This is a genomic window from Allobosea sp. 10L417 (assembly GCF_056395485.1).
In genome coordinates, this window is record NZ_JBFTJP010000001.1 from 1 (window position 1) to 18,135 (window position 18,135).

14 protein-coding genes are annotated in these 18,135 nt (G+C 65.8%); 1 reads left to right on the forward strand and 13 read right to left on the reverse strand.

Features of this window, described 5'->3' with window-relative positions:
* The 5 genes from AC1DE3_RS00005 to AC1DE3_RS00025 all read right to left on the reverse strand — a co-directional run.
* Positions 1-152: GTP-binding protein (locus AC1DE3_RS00005; RefSeq protein ID WP_476852253.1), on the reverse strand; the 152-nt coding region annotated here is incomplete at its 3' end.
* A 192-nt stretch (positions 153-344) separates the two neighbouring features.
* Positions 345-1,034, reverse strand: a complete 690-nt coding sequence (locus tag AC1DE3_RS00010; RefSeq protein WP_476779337.1) for a hypothetical protein — start codon at positions 1,032-1,034, stop codon at positions 345-347.
* 226 nt (positions 1,035-1,260) lie between these two features.
* Positions 1,261-2,142, reverse strand: coding sequence for a hypothetical protein (locus tag AC1DE3_RS00015; protein ID WP_476851883.1), 882 nt, complete (start codon positions 2,140-2,142; stop codon positions 1,261-1,263).
* Between the two features lie 75 nt (positions 2,143-2,217).
* Positions 2,218-3,492 (reverse strand): nicotinate phosphoribosyltransferase, encoded by a 1,275-nt coding sequence (pncB, locus tag AC1DE3_RS00020; protein ID WP_476851884.1) that lies wholly within the window; start codon positions 3,490-3,492, stop codon positions 2,218-2,220.
* A gap of 74 nt (positions 3,493-3,566) precedes the next feature.
* Positions 3,567-5,414: a TRAP transporter large permease gene (locus AC1DE3_RS00025; protein WP_476779336.1), complete on the reverse strand. Its 1,848-nt coding sequence runs from the start codon at positions 5,412-5,414 to the stop codon at positions 3,567-3,569.
* Between the two features lie 173 nt (positions 5,415-5,587).
* On the opposite strand from AC1DE3_RS00025, the gene glpD reads away from it, so the two are divergent.
* On the forward strand, positions 5,588-7,138 hold the full coding sequence (gene glpD, locus AC1DE3_RS00030; protein ID WP_476851885.1) for a glycerol-3-phosphate dehydrogenase: 1,551 nt from the start codon (positions 5,588-5,590) through the stop codon (positions 7,136-7,138).
* A gap of 230 nt (positions 7,139-7,368) precedes the next feature.
* Here glpD and AC1DE3_RS00035 read toward each other — a convergent pair whose 3' ends face one another.
* The 8 genes from AC1DE3_RS00035 to tssB form a co-directional block, all read right to left on the reverse strand.
* Positions 7,369-8,634 carry a peptidoglycan-binding domain-containing protein gene (locus AC1DE3_RS00035; RefSeq protein ID WP_476779334.1) on the reverse strand — a complete coding sequence of 422 codons (1,266 nt, stop codon included), beginning with the start codon at positions 8,632-8,634 and terminating at the stop codon, positions 7,369-7,371.
* Positions 8,635-8,788: 154 nt separating this feature from the next.
* Positions 8,789-11,524, reverse strand: coding sequence for a type VI secretion system ATPase TssH (gene tssH / locus AC1DE3_RS00040; protein ID WP_476779333.1), 2,736 nt, complete (start codon positions 11,522-11,524; stop codon positions 8,789-8,791).
* A gap of 21 nt (positions 11,525-11,545) precedes the next feature.
* Positions 11,546-12,598 (reverse strand): type VI secretion system baseplate subunit TssG, encoded by a 1,053-nt coding sequence (gene tssG, locus AC1DE3_RS00045; RefSeq protein ID WP_476779332.1) that lies wholly within the window; start codon positions 12,596-12,598, stop codon positions 11,546-11,548.
* Positions 12,595-14,556, reverse strand: coding sequence for a type VI secretion system baseplate subunit TssF (gene tssF, locus AC1DE3_RS00050; RefSeq protein WP_476779331.1), 1,962 nt, complete (start codon positions 14,554-14,556; stop codon positions 12,595-12,597). The genes tssG and tssF overlap by 4 nt, the downstream gene beginning before the upstream one ends.
* Positions 14,557-14,560: 4 nt before the next feature.
* Positions 14,561-15,109 carry a GPW/gp25 family protein gene (locus AC1DE3_RS00055; protein WP_476779330.1) on the reverse strand — a complete coding sequence of 183 codons (549 nt, stop codon included), beginning with the start codon at positions 15,107-15,109 and terminating at the stop codon, positions 14,561-14,563.
* Between the two features lie 157 nt (positions 15,110-15,266).
* Positions 15,267-15,749 carry an Hcp family type VI secretion system effector gene (locus AC1DE3_RS00060; RefSeq protein ID WP_441512859.1) on the reverse strand — a complete coding sequence of 161 codons (483 nt, stop codon included), beginning with the start codon at positions 15,747-15,749 and terminating at the stop codon, positions 15,267-15,269.
* Between the two features lie 139 nt (positions 15,750-15,888).
* On the reverse strand, positions 15,889-17,394 hold the full coding sequence (gene tssC / locus AC1DE3_RS00065) for a type VI secretion system contractile sheath large subunit (RefSeq protein WP_441512860.1): 1,506 nt from the start codon (positions 17,392-17,394) through the stop codon (positions 15,889-15,891).
* Positions 17,395-17,513: 119 nt separating this feature from the next.
* Complete coding sequence (tssB, locus tag AC1DE3_RS00070) at positions 17,514-18,044, reverse strand: type VI secretion system contractile sheath small subunit (RefSeq protein ID WP_476779329.1); 531 nt, start codon at positions 18,042-18,044, stop codon at positions 17,514-17,516.
* Positions 18,045-18,135 lie beyond the last annotated feature (91 nt).

The following is an 18,135-nucleotide window of genomic DNA, read 5'->3' on the forward strand; positions in this document are numbered from 1 at the left end:
ATCTGGTGGTCATACGCCGTGAACGACGCGCCGCCGGACTCGGCCAGGACCTTCGTGATCGCAGCCGTCAACGACGTCTTGCCATGGTCGACGTGACCAATCGTGCCAATGTTGCAGTGCGGCTTCGTACGAGCGAATTTCTCTTTGGCCATGACACCCTTGTCCTCGAAGGCGGCCCTCCGGGGCCTTGAAACGCGGTCGCATTAGGGGGTTTTGAAGCGGGATGCAAGGTTCCCTGCTCCGCAGGCCAGGCCGAGGCCGTCAGGCCTGCGCCACACGTCGGTTGCAGCGAGGCAGGCGGCCGCGCTGCCGACCGTTGTCACAGGCCGGCACTGTCCGCCTGATCACTCGCGAAGAAGCCATCCGGAGAAGCGCGAGGATGCGTCGTCGATCGCGTCATGCGCCGGATCAGCACGGATCTGGTCTATGACGGCCAAGGCCGCAAGGCCTACGATGATGCCGATCGGAGTGGCTGGCACGACTGCCTGTGACGCTGCGCGAATTCCGACCAGATCCGGATATTCGCTCAGAGGCCGACCGGTAACGCCGTCGAGGACGATGACATCGGCAGAGAAATTGGCCTGCCCTCCGGGAGCCTGAAGCCCTTTCACGATGACTTTGAGCTTCACCGCCCGGCGTCCGGCCGGCTGGTCGACGAACCGCTTCTTAAAGCTGTCGCGTACAAGCTCCGCCAGTGTGCCGCGCGTCTGTGCCGCTGCTGCCGGGCTCTGCATCAAAGCGGTGAACTTGGCATCCCACTCCGCCTGCTCTGGGCTGCTCGGCAAGGAGGTCCCTGTCGGATCGCGACCGCTTTGCCCCGGCCTCGTGGCCGCCGGCATCTTGAGCTGAGCGTAAGCGAGAGCCGCCTTCGGCCAGATAATCTTATCCGGCTGGCCCGGAGGCTGCATCGGAAACTCGACCAGCACGTCGGCGATCTTCAGCTCCCGGACATCGGCAATCGACAGACGTCGCTCCGGCACCACGCAGCCAGCCAAGGCGGCAGCAACCGCGACCGCAAGACACAAACGAATCATATTGGAGCGCCCCCGGCATCTTCGGAGTCGGGACTAGCGCGCTGCTTTCGGCCAAGCCATTACGACTAAGGGCTGCATCCTAATCGTCCCTCCGGCAGGCCGTTGGGGGCCATTCCGAAGACCCGTCGATAAGCTTTCCTGCGTACCGCGGCGCCTTGCTGCCGGCCGCCGCAGGCTTCCAAAAGCCCCCCGTGCGGCTAGGGCATGACGCGGAAACCCTCCGGACCTAACCTGTAGAGCTGCTTGCTGACAGGAAAGCCGCCATCGGGGGCTTTCCTGTCAGCAAGCACAGCGCGGCGACTGCCTCGGTGTCGTCGGCGTCTCCGAAGGCGAGGATGTTGCGTGAGGGCACGGCGATGGCGACATTGCGTGGCAGATTCGGAACGTCCTTCCAGGGATTCTCCAGCAGCAGGATCGAGGCGTTGTAGTCGCCCTCGCCGAAATGGAATCTCCGCAGCTTTCCGAAATCATGGATCTCGAACCGGTCGACGCGCCGGACCCAGTTGTCCAGAACCGCGCGCAGCACGTCCTTGTCGCTCATCCCGTACTGGCCGCCCTCCCCAACGGAGACGAAGCGCGTGATCTTCGGAAGATCGAGTGCCGCTGCGACGATGATGTCGCCCTCCAGCGGAACATGTAGCAATCGCGCGTTGGGATCACCCTTCTTGCGAGCCATAGCGGCGAACTGCTCGACATAGGATCGGTTCTTCATGACAGGGATCAGAGCCGCGATGAACCGTGCACGCTCCGCTTCGGTCTTGGGGGCCGACTGGCCCGCGACCGCCTCGGTGACACGTTGCGTCAGCTTGTCGAAAGCGCCCTGCCGACTCTTCGCGTCTGGTAAAGCATTGAATTGCGCGCTGAGCGGAGCCAACCCCATCCGGACATCGTGACCGGCTGCCCTGAAAACCACATCGCCGGCTTCGACGCGCACAGCGCTGACGCCGGCGCGACCCTTGATCATGGTCGTGAGCAGCCCCGCCAGCTCGGCCTCGCTGAGAGGCCGAGCTTCGTTCAGCCGTTCACGTCCTATCGTTTCGGCAAATGAAGCCGCCGTAGCGGCAACCACGGCGAGCGCCGCGAACAACACAACCAGTAAGCGCATCATGCCGAGTTCCCCAACCCGCGAGCAATATCGCGCGCCGAGAACATAATGGCAACATATTTTGCTTACCCTACGTCATTAAACTCCAAACACCCGCCGGTAGCGCTCGATCGCCTTGGAATCGCCGGAAACCTTCTCCGGGTTATCGGAAAGCTTCACTGCCGGCCGCCCGTTTGCCTTCGTCACCTTGCAGACCAGCGACATCGGATCGAGCGCGCGCGAACCGTCCGGCGAGCAGCCCACGAGATCATTGGTGAGATCCGTCCCCCAGCCGAAGGCCATGCGGACCTTGCCGTCGAAATGGTGGTAGACGCGCTCGATCGCGTCGACGTCGAGGCCGTCGGAGAAGACCAGCATCTTCTCGCGCGGATCCCGCCCGTGCTCGCGCCACCAGGTCATGATCGCTTCACCCGCTGGAATCGGCGGAGCGCTGTCCGGGCGGAACCCTGTCCAGTCCGCCACCCAACCCGGGGCATGGCGCAGGAAACTCTGGGTCCCGAACGCGTCCGGCAATGCGATCAGCAGGTTGCCGCCATAGACCTGGCGCCATTCGTCGAGCACGCGATAGGGCGCACGCAGCAGCTCCTTGTCCGAATCGGCGAGCGCGGCCAGCACCATCGGCAGCTCATGCGCATTGGTGCCGATGGCCTCGAGGTCCGCGTCCATGGCGAGCAGCACGTTGGACGTGCCGGTGAAGGCCGGCCCCAACCCCTCCTTCAGCGCCTCGACGCACCAGCGTTGCCAGAGATGGCCGTGGCGCCGGCGCGTACCGAAATCGGAGAGCTTGAGGTTCGGCAGCTTCTGCAGCCGCTCGACCTTGTCCCACATCTTGGCCTTGGCGCGGGCATAGAGCACATCGAGCGAGAAGCGCTTCTGGCCGAGCATCACGCGCCGGGCGCGCAACTCGTTGATGATGGCGAGCGCCGGCACCTCCCACATCGTCGTGTGGGTCCAGGGTCCCTCGAAATGCAGCTCGTACTGCCCGTCGACTCGACGCAGGTCGTATTCGGGAAGCTGGAAATCGGCGAGCCAGCCCATGAAGTCCGGCGAGAACATCTGCGTCTTGCCGTAGAAGCTGTTGCCTGCCAGCCAGATCAGCTCGTTCTTGGTGAAGCGCAGCGAACGGGCGTGGTCGAGCTGCGCCCGGAGCTCGCCCTCGTCGACGATATCGGCGAGGCGGATGTGCTTCGAGCGGTTGATCAGCGAGAAGGTGACCTGCACGTCCGGGTGGGACGCCCGGATCATCTGCAGCATCAGCAGCTTGTAGAAATCGGTGTCGAGCAGGCTGCGAATGATCGGGTCAAGCCGCCAGCCATGGTTATAGGTCCGCGTCGCGATGTCGGTGAAGATCATGACGGCATCAGGTCCGGGGCAGGCTCACGGCGAAGGCGACGATACGGCGCGGACGCCGGGCGAAGAAGCGCGCATCAAAACAGCGCCTTAAGCGTCGGCGCAAGCGCGGGCCACGCAGCCATGCCCAGCGACAGAGCCATGAGTGCCGCCAGCAGCACCCCGAGCAGCGGCAGTACGGCCCGGAACACCGCCGCCGCCGGCACGCGCATGATGCCGCTGACGACGTAGACGAGGATGCCGAGCGGCGGCGTCAGCCCGTGGATCATCAGATTGACGACGAGCACGACGCCGAACTGGATCGGATCGAGTCCCGCTGCAACCGCGACCGGCAGGAGGAGCGGCGCCAGCAGCAGGATCGCCGCGCCAATATCGAGGAAGAGCCCGCCCACCAGCAATACGAGATTGGCGAGCAGCATCACCGCGTATGGGCCCGCCCCGAACATCGTGACGAGGCCTGCCATCTGTTCGGAGATGCGATCGACGGCGAGCAGAAAAGCGAAAGGCGCCGAGGCTCCGATCAAAAGGCCGATCGCTGCCGCCTCGGCCGCGGACTTGCGCAGCGCCGCCAGCACGCCGCGCCAATTCACGCTGCGCAGCATGAGACAAGCGATCGCCGCATAGGCGACGGCGAGCGCCGAGGCCTCCGTCACCGTCACCACGCCGAAGCGGATGCCGACCACGACGACGACGCCGAGCCCTATCGCGGGAATGGCCCCGATCAAGGCCCTGCCCCGCTCGGCCGCGCTCGCCTTCGGCGCGGCATCGACCACGTCGCGCACGCTGAGATGGATGCCGATGGCAAGCGACAGCGCCAGCACCCCGCCGGCGACGAAGCCACCGAGCAGGAGCGAGCCGACCGAGAGATTCGTCGCACTCGCCAGGATGAGGAAGGCGATCGAGGGCGGGATGATGTTGTCCAGCATCGAGACACCGGCGACGATCGCCGCGGCATTCGCTGGCGGATAGCCCCGCGCCACCAGCGTCGGCGCCATCACCTTCGCCCCGAAGGCGGCATTCGCCACCGAAGAGCCGGACGCGCCCGAGAACAGCACGCTGGCAACCAGCGCGGTCTGCGCCAGCCCCGCCCGCCAATGGCCGACCAGCGTCGCCGCGAAGCGGATCAGCCGTTCGGCGAGCCCGCCTTCCGTCAGCAATTCGCCAGCGAGCAGGAAGAAGGGAATGGCCAGGAGCAGGAACTTGCCGACGCCGCCGACCATGGTCTGCACGATCGCCGGCTCCGGCAGCAATCCCCCGAAAGGCCCAGTCAGCGAGACGCCGGCCAGCAATGCGAAGGGCAGTGGGGCGCCGAGAAGCAGCCCCGCCCCGGCGAAAAGCGCGGCCACAAGGCTCGGCATCGGGAAAAGGTCGAAGGAGAGCTGCGCGAGCCCGTAGAGGCCCAAGCCCAGCAGCAGCGAAGCAACCGCGGCCGCCCAGCCTCGTTCCAGCCGGCCACGAAGGAGGAGCGCGAGAACCGTCAAGCCGCCGCCGCAGGCGAATACGGCGAAGCGCAGCGCCTCCGGCAGGCCGAGCACGGTGGACTGGCCGCCAACCAGCAACGCGACGTTGACGCCGCCCCCCGCCAGCACAAGCGCTCCATGGAACGCAATCGCATCCGCGATAACCGCCGCGACCTTGCGGAGCCCTTCCGGCAGCAGCCGGACCAGCACATCGAGCCGCATCGCCAGCGTCCCGGTCACCGCGAGCGGAGCGCCGACAGCGATCAGCGCCAGATGCAGCCAGATCGCAAGCTCGTCCGACCAGACGAAGCCGCCGCCGAACAGATAGCGCCGCAGCACCGCCGCCATGACCACCGCGAACAGCATGGCGAGGATGGCCGCGCCGGCCAGTTCCAGCAGATGGCGCAAGGCCGCTTCCGCCCGTGCCGCCACTCTCCCGTCGCGGTATCGCTCTGCTTCGATCATCCTGCGCTATGCCCTGCCCCGCGGCCCAGTTCCGGCCTCTGGCGCCCCGCGTCAAGCGATCCGAATTGACATCGCCCATGATTTGGCGACAGGAGCGGGTTCATCGCATCGATGCGGCCGGGCCCGGATGGCGCCATTGCCGATCGGCATCCAGGTCTGCCAGAAGACGAGCTATGGCTTCCGAAATCACCTCGCCCGCCGCCGGCTTCGGCACGGACCCCGGCGCCCCCTACGATCTCGCGGTCATCGGCGGCGGCATCAATGGTTGCGGCATCGCCCGCGATGCGGCCGGGCGCGGCGCCTCGGTCGTGCTGTTCGAGAAGGACGACCTCGCCAGCGCCACCTCCTCGCGCTCGACCAAGCTGATCCATGGCGGCTTGCGCTATCTCGAATATTACGAATTCCGGCTGGTGCGCGAAGCGCTGATGGAGCGCGAGCGGCTCTGGGCCATCGCGCCACATATCATCCGCCCGCTGCGTTTCGTGCTGCCGCATCACAAGGGGCTTCGCCCGGCGTGGCTGCTGCGCCTGGGCCTGTTCCTCTACGACCATATCGGCGGCCGCAAGCTCCTGCCCGCCACGCGCACGCTCGATCTCGCGCGTGATGTCGCCGGCAAGCCGCTCAAGGACAATCAGGCGAAGGCCTTCGAATACTCCGACTGCTGGGTCGAGGATGCGCGGCTCGTCGTGCTGAACGCGATGGACGCCGCCGTGCGCGGCACCGCGATCCATACCCGCACGCGGGTCTTATCGGCGCATCGTCAGAACGGCCTCTGGCAGCTCGAGACCGAGGGCCCTGAAGGCAAGCGAACGGTCTGGGCGAAAGCGCTCGTCAACGCCGCCGGCCCCTGGGTCGGCGAAGTGCTGAACGGCGTGATCCACACCAACGCCAAGGCCGGCGTCCGCATGGTCCAGGGCAGCCATATCGTCGTGCCCAAGCTCTACGACCACGACCGCTGCTACATCTTCCAGAATGCGGACGGCCGCATCGTCTTCGCCATCCCCTACGAGCAGGACTTCACCCTGATCGGCACCACCGACCGCGACTTCAAGGGCGACCCGGCCGATGTCGCCGCGACGCCGGCGGAGATTGCCTATCTCTGCGCCGCAGCGAGCGAGTATTTCCGCCAGCCGGTCACACCCGAATCCGTGGTCTGGACCTATTCCGGCGTGCGCCCGCTCTATGACGACGGGGCCTCGAAAGCGCAGGAAGCGACCCGCGACTACGTCCTGACGCTCGACGCTCCGCAGACCGAGGCCCCGCTGCTCTCCGTTTTCGGCGGCAAGATCACGACCTATCGCCGCTTGGCGGAAGCCGCGATCGCCAAGCTGGCGCCGCATGCGCCTTGGGCAGCGCGTGCCAACTGGACAATGACCGGCGCCCTGCCCGGCGGCGACTTCCCGGTCGGCGGCTTCGACAAGCTCGTCAGCGAGATCGCCGGCGCGAACGCTTGGCTTGAGCGCAAGACCGTGACGCGGCTCGCCCGTTGCTATGGCACCCGCGCCCGCGACATCCTGGCCGGCACAAAGACTCCCGCCGATCTCGGCCGCCATTTCGGCGCCGATCTCTACGAGCGCGAGGTTCGCTATCTCATGCAGGCGGAATGGGCGCGCCGGGCGCAGGATGTGCTTTGGCGGCGCAGCAAGCTCGGCCTGCGGCTCACGCAGCAGGAGAGCGATGCGCTCGACGTCTTCATGCAGCAGGAAATCGCAGCGGCGGCATGATCCATTTTCTTTGATGGAACAATTAGTTGCGCGCCATTTCGGAATCAGTTTTGCAGATTGCGATTGGAGAGCGCGCGACATGTTCGAGGAAGGGCGTATCATCCCGGCCGAAGCGAAGCGTAGAGCCGGGATCCAGGCCTGAGCTTCGATTGGACGCGCTCCGGCGTGGATCCGGGTCTCCCTCCGGTCGCCCGGGATGACCGCGCGTTCCCTTGAATTCCGGCACCGCGTCAGAAGCCGCAGACCTCCACGAGCCTGTCTTGCGTCTTCTGCCCGGGAATGCCGTCGACCTTGAGAGGCGGATAGGTCTGCTGGAAGGCCTTCACGGCTTTCGTCGTCTTCGGCCCCTTGATGCCGTCGATGGGTCCTGCTCCGAAGCCCAGCGCATTCAGTCGGAACTGGACCCCGGTCAGCAACGTGGCCTTCGGCGCCGCCTTTTCGCCCGCCCTGATCACCATCTCGGGCAGCCGGATGACCGTCTTGCCTTGCTTGCGCTGCTTGAAGGCATCGAAGCTCGCCTTGACGACCTCCGGCGACGCCGGGTCGGATCTCGCGGGCGCGGAGGTGGCCGCTACGACGACTGGCGCGGCGAAGTCGACCCCCTCAAGCGTCTCGATCGCAGTCATGCCTTCGATGACGAAGACGACGCCTTTCAACAGCGTGATCCCTTGCTCCATAAACCCGGTGACGCCCAGCGTTTTGACCGCCCCGATCGCCTGTCCCTCCATGAGATTGATGCCCGCCTTGTTGACCGCCCCGGCATTCAGGCTTTCGACGAGGCTCTCGAGCGTGGCATGATACCGGCCGCCATAGTCGGCGAAACGGACCCGCCCCAGCGCATCGCGCACCGCGATGACGGAGTGTTGGATCGGCTCCCCTCGGGTGGTCACGCAGCGGATTGCGAAGACCGTGACGCCATCCTGCGACTTGGCCAGCTGGGTGACGCCCTGGATCGACCTCGCCTGGAGCTGCCTGACCCTGACGCCCTGCGAGATCATGAAATCCAGCGCCTGCTTCACATGCGCGCCGAGTTCATGATCGCCGAACCGGTCCTTCGTGATCGACTTCAGCGGCCTGCCGACGGCCTTCGCCATCTCCTTCAGCGTGACGAAATAGCTCTTCCCCCGCGCAATCGACATGGCGTTGTTCACCGCCTGGAAGGTGCAGGGTCCGGTCACGCCCTGGACCTGCACCGCAAACCGGATCCGCTGCATATGGACCAGCCGCGAGAACATCCCGCCCGCCTTCCCCATCGGGCCGAGCAAGCCGAGCAGGCGCAGGCCGTCCTTGCCGAACCCCGCCACGCCGCCCTGTGCCATGCCCTGACCGAAGCGCAGCACATCGACAGTGCCGGCTCCGAGGTCCATTGAGGTCTGCACGGTGGTGGCGACCGCAACCGCCCACCACTGCGGGTTGTCCTCGACCCATTCACCCAATATTTTTTCGGTTTCCCGCTTCTGCTTGTCCCACCAGTCGGCATATTCGGACAGTGCCACGCTCGCCTCCTTGAGATCCGGAGCACCGGGCCGGGAAGCGCGAGCCGCTTATCCGAGATCACCGACACTCCATCGACAAGCCGGAGCGCCAAGCCACGTGCGAATGAACGCGCAGCCCCCAGCCGCCATTAGTCGCGGAGCGGAGCGCAGCGGTTCAAGCCACCTGATAAGCGAAGGCGCCGTCCTCGACCGAGACCCTCGCCTCGCTCAGCGGCTTCTTCTCGAGCTGCAGGTTGAGGATGGCGCGCGAGAGCGCCGGCAACATCGAATTGGTGATGATGTTGTCGATCATGCGCCCGCCCGAATCCGGGTCGTTGCACTGGCCGACGATGTGCTCGACCACCGCATCGTCATAGGTGAACGTCGCCTTGTGGTTCTCGGTGAGCCGCTTGCCGATGCGCCCGAGCTGGAGCCGGACGATGCCGGCCAGCATGTCCGACGAGAGCGGATAATAGGGAATGGTGACGAGCCGCCCGATCAGCGCCGGCGGGAAGACCTTGAGCAGCGCCGGCCTGAGGCTCACCGCCATCCGCTCCGGATCGGGCTTGGCCGCGCCGTTCGCGGATAGGCTCATGATCTCGTCGGTGCCGACATTCGAGGTCAGGATGATCAACGTGTTCTTGAAGTCGATGCGCCGGCCCGTGCCGTCCTCCATCTGGCCCTTGTCGAAGACCTGGAAGAACAGCTCGTGCACGTCGGGATGCGCCTTCTCGACCTCGTCGAGCAGCACCACCGAATAGGGCTTGCGCCGCACCGCCTCCGTCAGCCGCCCGCCCTCGCCATAGCCGACATAGCCGGGAGGCGCGCCCTTCAGCGTCGAAACGGTGTGCGCCTCCTGGAACTCGCTCATATTGATGGTGATGACGTTCTGCTCGCCGCCATAGAGCGCTTCCGCCAGCGCCAGCGCCGTCTCGGTCTTGCCGACGCCGGACGGGCCGCAGAGCATGAAGACGCCGATCGGCTTGTTGGGATTGTCGAGCCGGGCGCGATTGGTCTCGATGCGCTTGGCGATCATGCCGATGCCATGCCCCTGCCCGACGACGCGCTTGTTCAGCGTCTCCGCGAGGTTGAGCACGGTCTCGATCTCGTCCTTGACCATCCGGCCGACCGGGATGCCGGTCCAGTCCGAGACGACCGAGGCGACCGATTGCTCGTCGACATGGGCGTAGATCATCCGGTTGGCCGGATCGATCTCGCCAAGCGCCGCGAATTTGGCGTGGAGAACGGCACGGACTTCCTCGTGGTCGGCCGCGATCTCGGCGGCGGGAGCCTCCGCTTCGGCTGTCGCAGGCGCGACATTCCCGTCCGCCTCCTGCTTGGCAACCTCGGCCTCCGGATCCGCGCTGGGCGCCTTCCCGCCAAGCTTGGCCCGCAGCGCCTTGATCTCCTCGACGATCGCAAGCTCGCTCGCCCAGGCGGCTTCGAGGGCCGTCAGCTTCTCCTGCTTCGCCGCAACCTCGGCCTCGATCTCGCCGAGCCGCTTGGCGCTGTCGGTGCCGAGATCGGCGTCCGAGGTCAGCGCCGCCTTCTCCTGCTCCAGCGAGGAGATCGCGACGCGCGCATCCTCGATCGCCGCCGGGGTCGCGCTCTGGCTGATCGCGACACGGGCGCAGGCCGTGTCGAGCAGGCTGACCGCCTTGTCGGGAAGCTGGCGGGCCGGAATGTAGCGCGAGGAGAGCGCCACCGCCGCGACGATAGCGGCATCGGAAATGCGGACCTTGTGGTGCTTCTCCATCGGCCCGATCAACCCGCGCAGCATGGTGCAGCAGCGCAGCACGTCGGGCTCGTCGACCTGCACCGGCTGGAAGCGCCGGGTCAGCGCCGGGTCCTTCTCGAAATATTGTCGGTATTCGGACCATGTCGTCGCCGCGATCGTCCGCAGCGTTCCGCGCGCCAGGGCGGGCTTGAGCAGGTTGGCGGCATCGCCCGTGCCGGCCTGCCCGCCGGCGCCGATCAGCGTGTGCGCCTCGTCGATGAACAGGATCACCGGCGTCGGCGAAGACTGCACCTCGTCGATCACCGAGCGCAAACGCTGCTCGAACTCGCCCTTCATCGAGGCGCCGGCCTGCATCAAGCCGATATCGAGCGCGCAGACCTTCACGCCCTTGAGCGGCGGCGGCACGTCGCCGGCCGCGACGCGCTGGGCGAAGCCTTCCGCGATGGCGGTCTTGCCGACGCCGGCCTCGCCGGTGAGGATCGGATTGTTCTGGCGCCGGCGCATCAGCACGTCGATCACCTGCCGGATCTCGTCGTCGCGGCCAAGGATCGGGTCCATGCCGCCGGAACGCGCCTTGGCGGTGAGGTCCTGCGAGAAGCGGTCGAGCGCGGTCGTGCCCTTCGGCCCTTCGGCGGCCTCGGCGCCCGGCGTGCCGGCGGCGCGCAGGCCGGAGCCGTCCATCGGCCGCAGGTTCTCTTCCTGCGAGCCTGCCCAGATCTCGCCGTAGCCCTCCGCCAACTCGTCGACCGGAACCTTGGCGAACTCCTTGGACAGTCCGGACAGCGCCCGGCGCAGATCGTTCGACTTCAGCGCCGCGACCAGCAGATGGCCGGTCCTGATCTGCGTCTCGCCGAAGAACAGCGTCGCATAGTGCCAGCCACGGTCGAGGATATCGACGATGGGATTGGCGATGCCGGGCATCTCCGTCTCGTTGCGGCGGAAGCCCTCGACGACGCTGCCCAGCTCCATCAGCAGCTTGGCGCGGTCGAGCTTGTAATGATCCGCAGTGAGGGTCAGGTCGTTGGCGTTCCCCTGCAGGATCTGCAGGAGCCAATGCGCCAGCTCGACATTGCGGTTGCCGGCGCCCTTGGCCTGCCTCAGCGCCTGCAGGAAGGTGTCGTAGCCGACCCGGTTGAGCTTGCCTGTGACGGCTTCGAGGCTGATATCGGCCATGGTCGTCCCCTTCGAATAGCGTTAGGCGGCGCCGCTGCGTTTCAGGCGCATGCGCTCGGCAGGATGGAAACGGGCGTCGCGGCGCAGCGCGCCTTCCTCGACGGCCCAGTTCGGCGCCATCCAGCTCGTCCAGCCGAGATGGCCGGACTGGCCGAGCCTGACGGGTTTCGCCTCGCCCACCGGCAACGCAAGCTCGACATCCCACTCGAACTGCTCGCCAAGATGCAGGAAGACGGCATCCGCCAGCGGCGCGCAGCGGTCGCCATCCGGCAGGAAGCGCTCGAACTCGCCGAGATCACCAGCCACGATCTTCACCCGGAACTTGTCCTCGACGCTGTAGACGCTGGCGCCGAGCAGCGCGTCGCCGCCCAGCGCGCAATGCGCCTGCCCAAGCCGCGTCCGGTCGCCGGGATCGAAGACGAGGCGCATGCCGACGAACTGCTCGATCTCGACATCCGCCTTGAACAGTCCCGCGAGGAAGCTCTGGAGCCGCGAGGCGGATTTCGCCTGCGCGCCGATCAACCCGGCATGGGCGAGCTTCTCGGCATCGGGCACGCTGTCGCGATCCCGATAGGGCTTCGAGCCCACGCCGATCATGCTGCCGATATAGGCGGCGAAGCGGTCGAGATCGGGCCGGTCATGCTGCGCGATCGGCCGCGAATCCGCCCAGGCCCGGTAGAACAGCTGCAGGAAGCGATGGTTGAGGATGTCGAGGAAGCGCGGAAAGGCATCGTCCCGCGCGATCTGCCAGTGATAGCTCTCCTCGGTCGTCGCCAGCGGCAGCGCGCCTTGGGGACCGAGCAAGCCGAGGAACTTGACGAAGAGCCGGAGCCTGCCCTGCGCGTCGCGATCCGCCTCCGCGATGGTCGAGGCCGGAAAATCAAGGAAGGCCTGCTCTCCCAGCGCGACGTATTCCTCGCGCCGCGAGGCGACATCGCCGATGCGCGGCTTCTCCGGGAAGCTGCGCTCCAGCCGGCGCATCACCGCATAGAAGTCGAAACGCCAGGGCTCGGCTTCGAGCTGCGCCTGAAAATCCGGCGCTCTTTCCAGCGGGGTGGCGGCCTCTTCCGTCACAGGATTCGCCTCGAACCGGCGCGCGGTGGAAAGCGCATCACCTCGCCGCGCTCGACCGTGCGGATCACCGTCTGGGTGAAATGGTTCATCGCCGCGTATTCGGCGAAGAAGCGGTCGAGCACCGCCCCGAGCAGAATGACGCCCGAGCCCTCGAAGGCCTTCTCATCGAGCAGAACGGTGATCTCGAGACCGCGCCCTGCCCCCGTTCCGGCCCGCTGCGGAAAGCGGCGCACGACGGGGCGGCTGTCGACATCCTTGATGCCGCGGATGCGCCGCTCCGTCGCACTGTCGGCAAGGTCGGCGAAGAGCGAGAGCAGTTCGCGCAGCGCCTCGCCGTTCTGCCCTGCTCCGCGCTGGACGAGGCCGAGCTGGTTGAGGCTGAGCAGGTTGATCAATCGCCAGGTCACGACGCCGGTGCTCGCGGTCTCCGCCCGCAAGCGCAGCTGCGAGACGATGGGCTCGCGCGGCGGCGTCGGTCCGGCGAGGCACACGAGATCGAGCGAGACATTGTCGATCAGCCGGAAATCGGCGCCGCCGACGCCAGTCGGGAGATGCTCGGTCAGGTGCCGGTTCGAGCAGAGCGCGCGCACGCTGAGCTCGGCCACAGAGGCGCTGTCACCCACCCTGGCCGGCTCGGCCAGCGAGATAAACATCTCCGTGCCGGTATAGTCGGAGGCGCGCCCCTGCCGCCGCTCGGCCGAGGAGCGCCGCCGCGGCAGGCGCCTTTGCGTATAGTGCAGCCCCTGCAGCGGTGACGCGCCCTCGGGCGAGGAATAGAGCGGGTGCACCGGCTGCTTCTCGCGCCCGCCGGCATAATGCGCGTGGACTGACAGGATGCTGTGCGGCTCGTAGTCGAGCGCGCGGCTCCGATCGGGCACGACATGGAATTCGTGCTGATTGCTCTTCACAGGGATGCGGTCGGCCGTCTTCTCGAAGAGGTTGACCGCAGGCGCCGCGTAGAGCGCGAACATCTCCTTGCGCACGGCGCCCGGCAGCCGCGTATTGACCTCGTCGAAGACGAAGATGATCTCGACCGTCTTGGCGGTGAGCTTCGGCATGATCGTGTCCAGCCCATCCAGCCGAAAGCCGAGAAACTTGCGCGGGAACCAGAACAATTCGCGCAGCAATTCGAAGCCGCGGAAGATGCGGGTATCGGCCGGCAGCAGCGCCTCGTCCTCGTCAAAGCCGATCTGCTCCAGCCGGCAGCCCTCGCCCGGCGTCACCACCGGATCGCCGAACGGGTCGAGATGGCGGAAATGGATGCCGATGCAGTTCGCGAATAGCTGCTCGTAGAGCGCGACCGCATCGCCCTCGCCGCCGAGCAGATGGAAGTTCAGCTCGCGGGCGCGGCAGCCGGCAAACCAGCTCGCCGGGTTCTTCTGCGCTTCGGCCGCCGAAGGCTCCTGCTCGGAATCGGCCATGACGCGATGCATCAGCGTCAGGCGCAGCCCCGCCAGCGCGCGCGGCCCGGCCTTGAGGCCGAGCGCCTGCAGCGGCCCTGGCGCGGGGATATATTCGGCCGCCGTGATCTCGAAGGGCCAGAGCATCACGTCCGAGCCAACCCGGTAACGGCAGGCAACGCGCCGCTCGCGTTCGAGATAGGTCGCGTCGACGTAAGAACCACGCGGAATCCGGACACCCTCGCGCAGGCCTGGATCTGAATAAGGCGGGGTGATGCCGGCGAGCAGCGCCGAGGGTGTCGGCGCGAGGTAGTTCGGCAGGAGCTGTTCGAGGAGGTTGTTGGTGAATTCGGGGAACTCATGCTTCAGCTTCAGCTGCACGCGCGCGGCGAGGAAGGCGGCGCCTTCCAGCAGCCCACCGACCATCGGGTCCATGCGCTCGCCGACAAGCCCTCCCAGCCGCTCGGCAATGCCGGGATATTCCTCCGCGAACTCCTTGCTGTGCTCCATGAAGAGTCTGAGTTCCTGATTGTAGAGGTCTAGAAACTCCTGGTTCATCGCGTCAGCGCCCCTTGATCGCGATCTTGCCGGTATCGAGTTCGAGATCCGCGACGAACTCCACGGGCACGTTGAGCGGCTCGCAGTTGAGATCGGCGCGCACGAGGAAACGCACCTTGAGTTCGGCCGGATCCAGCGCGTGGTCCCGTTCGACGGCAATCGACTTGCGGATCAGCCGTGGCTCGTAGCCCATCAGCACACCAGCCAGATCCTCTCGGATCGTATCGACGCGATGCTCGTCGATCGACAGCCGCGTCAGATCCGGAAAGCCGTGGTTGAGGATGGAGCGGCGCACATGCTCCAGCCCCCCGAGATCGAGCGCGGAGGCGAGGTTGATAGTGTTCACCAAAGCATCGAGGTCGAACGCGATCTCGCGCCTGAGCTTCTGTTCGGTGATGGCGGCGCGCGGCGCCGCACGCCGGTTCGCAATCACGCGCTCGCCGCCCTCGTCCCTCAGGTCGAGCGCAGTCTTCGCATCCTTTTCCAGATGCGCTTCCCGAAAGGCGAACATCAGAGGCGGCCGCAGCCGCTTCTTCGCGATCGGATCGGTCATGTTGCTCCGCCCGGCTGGCAAGGTGCCGGTTCCGGCCGGATCGCCCGGCGTCCTCACGGACGCGGAATGGCGATCCAGCCCCTTTGCCGAGGCATCGGATGGGTCCGAAAGGCGCGTTCCACTTTTCGGTCCGATGCCGGCGGAACCGGCGCCTGCACTACTTCGCGTTGGCCTTGATGTCCCAGGTCATCGTCATCGCCGCATCGAGATCGCCATCGGCCTTCTGCGGCTTGTACTCGAATTTGATCTTGGCGTAGTTCAGCGAGAACTGGTCGGTCGGGATGCTGTTGCCGCCGACGGCATCGCCGGACTGATAGCTCGACACCAGCAGGTCCTCCAGCGTCACGACATAATAGTCCTTCTGCTGCTCGCCCTGCTTGCGGACATAGAGCACCGCCTTCTTGATATGCTTGCCGCTGGCGCAGGCCTGCGCAAGATTGGTCGAGGCCTTGCCGACCTGCGAGGTGAAATGGACGTCCTGGAAGCTCGCCTTGCCGGCGCCGCCGCCGGCATTCGCGGCATGCGAACCGGCGTTCGAGACGCCCCAGGAGAAGGAATCCACCTCGATCGTGTCCTTGTGGGTCTTGTCCTTGCTTTCGCCCTTGATGCCGTCGATCTCGAGCAGGAAGTCGGTAGCCATGTTTACCTCCAGAGTGTGAATGGTGGGATGCTCACTTCCGTGAGCGGACCGGTGGACGCACCTCTCCTGTCGCGCCGCCCGGGCGGGCCGACGCGCCGAAGATTCTCGTTGCCGCCGTCACCTGACGATCAGGTGGCGGTCACTGCTTGGGAGCTGGCAGTCGCGAGACCAGGCTCAGGCCGATATCCATGCCTTCGAGCTGGAAGTGCGGCCGCAGATAGAACTTGGCCGAGTAGTAGCCAGGGTTCTCCTCGTCCTCGAAGACGTCGATGCGCGCGTCGGAGAGCGGGCGCCGCGCCTTCGTCTCTTCGCTGGAATTGACCGGATCGCCGTCGACATATTCGGTGATCCACTCCTGCAGCCAGCGGCGCAGAGGCTCTTTCTCCTTGTAGGAGCCGACCTTGTCGCGAACCATGCATTTCAGGTAGTGCGCGAAGCGCGAGACCGCGAACATGTAGGGCAACCGCGCGGACAGGTTGTCGGAGGCGGTCGCCGCCACGCCGTCCGGCCCCGAGAAGGCCTTGGGCTTGTAAAGCGACTGGGCGCCGATGAAAGCGGCCTTGTCGGTGTTCTTGCGATGGATCAGCGGGATCAGGCCGGACTTGGCCAGCTCCGCCTCACGCCGGTCGCTGATCGCGATCTCGGTCGGGCATTTCAGGTCGATGCCGCCATCATCCGTCGGGAAGGTATGCGTCGGCAGGTTCAGCACCTCGCCGCCCGACTGGACGCCGCGGATGCGGGTGCACCAGCCATACTCCTTGAAGGCGCGGTTGACGTTCACCGCCATCGCATAGGCCGCGTTCATCCAGGCGTATTTTTCGCCACGATGGCCGTCGGTGTCCTCCTCGAAGGCGAACTCCTCGACGGGCTCGGACTTGGCGCCGTAGGGCACGCGGGAAAGCACCCGCGGCAGGCACAGGCCGACATAGCGCGAGTCTGCCGCGTCCCGCAGCCCCTTCCAGGCGGCGTAGTCCGGCGTATCGAAGACCTTGCCGAGATCGCGCGGGTTCGACAGCTCCGTCCAGCTATCCATGCCCATCAGGGTCGGTTCCGCGCCCGCGAAGAAGGGCGCATGGGCCGCCGCCGCGACCTTCGACAGATCGCGCAGGAGCTGCACATCGGTCGGGACATGGCTGAAGTGATAATCGCCGACCAGGCAGCCGAAGGGCTGGCCGCCGAGCTGGCCGAACTCCTGCTCATAGACCTGTTTGAACAGCGGGCTCTGGTCCCAGCGCGCACCGGGATAGGTCTTGAGATTGCGGGCGAGCTCGTTCTTCGAGACGTTCATCACCTTGATCTTCAACTGAGCATCGGTCTCGGAGTTGAAGACGAGGTAGTTGAGTCCGCGCCAGGCGCTCTCGATCTTCTGGTATTCGGGTGCGTGCAGCACCTCGTTCATCTGCTCGGTCAGCTTGGCGTCGAGCCTGGCGATCATCTCCTCGACAGTGTCGATGACATCGCCCTTGATCAGGGTCGAGTCCGCCAGAGCCTGGTTGACCAGGGTCGCGACCGCGTTCTCGACCTCGGTCGCCGCCCGTTCGGTCTTGGGTTTGAAACTCTGCTTGAGGATCGCCGAGAAATCATCGATCTCGCGGGTCTCTACAGCCGCGCCACCGGGCTGCTGGGTTTGTGCTTCCGCTGCCATTGCCGCCTCGCTCGCTTAACCGCCTGACGGACCCTCGATCACATGAGAGCATCGCTTCTGCGAAAACCGGTTCCCGCGTTTTCGCGCAATGCTCACACGGCGGGTCCGTGCCCCTGTCTTCAGTTCGCTGTCTTGTCTGCTGAAGGCTCGCTCTTGCCGAGCCTGTCCTTGAGCGCCGCCATCAAATGCGGATCGGCGAGCAGCGCCTTGATCTGGTCGCTCGCTGCCATCTTGCCGTCCATGTAGCGCAGCAGGTTGGCGAGTTGCTCGCGCGCTTCCAGAAGCTTCGACGTCGCCGGAATCTGGCGGGCGATCGCCGCCGGATTGAAGTCCTCGAACTTTTTGAACGTCAGCGTGACCGAGAGCTTCTCGTCGCTGTTCTCGCTCAGCTTGTTGGCAACGTTGAACGACACGGCGGGCTCGATCGCGGCCATGCGCTGATCGAAATTGTCCATGTCGAAGTCGAGGAACTTGCGCTGCGAGATCTCGGGTTTCTCGATCGCCGATGCATTGCCGGAAAGGTCGGCGAGAACGCCCATGACAAAGGGCAACTCGATCTTCTGCTCGGCGTTATACGGGTCCTCATAGGTGATATGGACCCGAGGTGGTCTGTTACGGCGGATGAACTTCTGCCCTGAATCTCCGGCCATGTTACGCGCCCTCTGCATCCGTGCCACGCCGACGTAACGTGACATCCTATCCGGTTTCACCCATCATCGATATAGTCGCGCCATCGAGACG